This is a genomic window from Cetobacterium somerae ATCC BAA-474, assembly GCF_000479045.1.
Classification (GTDB): domain Bacteria; phylum Fusobacteriota; class Fusobacteriia; order Fusobacteriales; family Fusobacteriaceae; genus Cetobacterium_A; species Cetobacterium_A somerae.
This window is the reverse complement of record NZ_KI518196.1, coordinates 1-2,153: the sequence shown is the minus strand read 5'-3', so window position 1 is coordinate 2,153 and position 2,153 is coordinate 1. Positions and strand designations below refer to the sequence as shown.

At 22.9% G+C, this 2,153-nt stretch carries 3 protein-coding genes; 2 read left to right on the top strand and 1 reads right to left on the bottom strand.

Annotated elements, in window-relative coordinates:
• Positions 1-165 precede the first annotated feature (165 nt).
• Complete coding sequence (locus HMPREF0202_RS11105; RefSeq protein WP_023050883.1) at positions 166-759, bottom strand: LysE family translocator; 594 nt, start codon at positions 757-759, stop codon at positions 166-168.
• Positions 760-933: 174 nt separating this feature from the next.
• On the opposite strand from HMPREF0202_RS11105, the gene HMPREF0202_RS11100 reads away from it, so the two are divergent.
• On the top strand, positions 934-1,470 hold the full coding sequence (locus HMPREF0202_RS11100) for a helix-turn-helix domain-containing protein (RefSeq protein ID WP_023050882.1): 537 nt from the start codon (positions 934-936) through the stop codon (positions 1,468-1,470).
• Between the two features lie 13 nt (positions 1,471-1,483).
• Positions 1,484-2,113: a class I SAM-dependent methyltransferase gene (locus HMPREF0202_RS11095; protein ID WP_023050881.1), complete on the top strand. Its 630-nt coding sequence runs from the start codon at positions 1,484-1,486 to the stop codon at positions 2,111-2,113.
• The last annotated feature ends 40 nt before the right edge of the window (positions 2,114-2,153 follow it).

Below are 2,153 nucleotides of genomic sequence, written 5' to 3'. Positions count from 1 at the left end.
TGACTTATACATAAAAAAAGAGAATTTAATTAACTAAATACGAGATTATATAGATAAAAAAAGGAATCCAGTAGATTAAATTCATAGGATTCACTTTATTATTCCTTAAAATTATTTTCAAAAAATAATTATTTATTGTAATTTGTAATTTATAGTAAAAATCGACTATATACTTAATATTAATACAGAACCCATAGTTAAATATACTCCACTTGAAATATAAGTCATATATTTTTGGAAATTCCCTTTTATATTTTTTATAAAATGAGAAACAAAACTAGCCAAACAAATAAACCAGATAATTTCAACGATTAAATAAGCACTTCCTAATAATATTGCCTCTTTGGCATAATTATTAGTATTTACTACAAATTGTGGAATAAAAGTTACAAAGAAAAGTAAAATTTTAGGGTTTGCTAAATTAGTTATAACTCCTCTTATATAACAATCATTTTTTATAGGTTCTAATGAATTCGAATTATTAGTTTTTCTATTTTTTATAGTTATTATTCCAATATAAACTAAATAAAGTCCTCCAATAATTTTTATAATACTGAGCATGTTAGGAAATACATATAAAATTGAAGATAATCCAATTGCTGCAATAATATTATAAATCATTCCGCCAGTCATTATTCCTAAAGCTGATAAAATACCTTCTTTTCTTCCTAAAGAAGCTGAATTATTTAAAACATAGATTGTTGCAATTCCTGGTGTTGCTGCAATAATTAAAGATGAAAATAAAAAACTTAGTAGCATATTTTAGTCCTTTCTAGATATATTTGTCTGTAATATTAATATTATAAAGAGATATTAACATAAAATAAAAAAAATATCAACAAAATAGTGAATATTTTATTCATAATTATGAATTTTTGAGTTATAGTTATTTTTATGATATAATAAATAAAAAATATGAATAGGAGTTAACTAGTGGAAATATCTGAAAAAATCAAAAACTTAAGAAAAGATAAAGGCTTATCTATAAAAGAACTTTCTGAAAAAACAGGTCTCTCTGTTGGGTTTATTAGCAATTTAGAAAGAAATATAAATAGTCCATCTATAGCTAACCTTCAGTTAATATGTAAAGTTTTGGATATAAGTTTAATAGATCTTTTAAAAGAGGATAGAGAGTCTGTCATAACTTTAAAATCAGAAGATAGAAAATTATTATTTACTTCAAATAAAGAAGGAACTAAATACTATAATTTAATTCCTGATAATTCTGAAATTAATGGTAGTTATGTTGTAATTAATCCTAAATGTACATCCGAAAATGTAAGATGGAGTCATTCTCACGATGAAATTGGAATAGTTATCAAAGGAGAATTAGAGATAAACCTTTCTAATAGAAAAATTTATAAATTAAAAGAAGGGGATTCAATTTATATAAAGAAAAATACACCTCATAAATATAGGAATCCTGGGAATATTCCTGCAATTACTCATTGGTTCTCTATAAAAAAGTAAAAAGGAGAATAATTTGAACTCAAATAAATCTGTAAATTATAAAGAAAATACAATTAAATTTTTTGATAAAATGGCAAGTAAAAAACATGGAGACTCTTTTAAACACTATAATAATGTTTTAGATTGGTTAGATTTATTATTAGCAAATGAAGAATATACTCTTTTAGATTTAGGAACAGGAAAAGGAGATTTGTTGTTAAAAATAATAGAAAAAAATAAATTTTTAAAATTAATAGGTTTAGATATATCATCTGAGATGATAAAACTAGCTATTAGTAAAGGGATCTCTGCTAACTTTGTTATTGGTGATAGCGAAGCCATACCTTTAAAAAACTCTTCAATTGATATTATAACTTGTATAAATTCTTTTCATCATTATTCTAATCCTGAAAAATCAATATCTGAAATAGCTAGAGTCTTAAAATCTAATGGAACTCTTATTTTAGGAGAAATCTGGATACTACCTATATTTAGAAATATAATAAATTTTTTCCTTCCTTATATGAAAACAGGGGATTATAAAATTTACTCTTGTAAAGATATTATAAAATTATTTTCTCAACAAGGTATTATTTTAGTGGAAAAAAAATACGTTTTTCCTAGTAATTATACATATTTATTAAAAAAAGCTGAAGTAAAATAAACCTACTTCAGCTTTTAATTTTAAAATCTATAAGTAATTC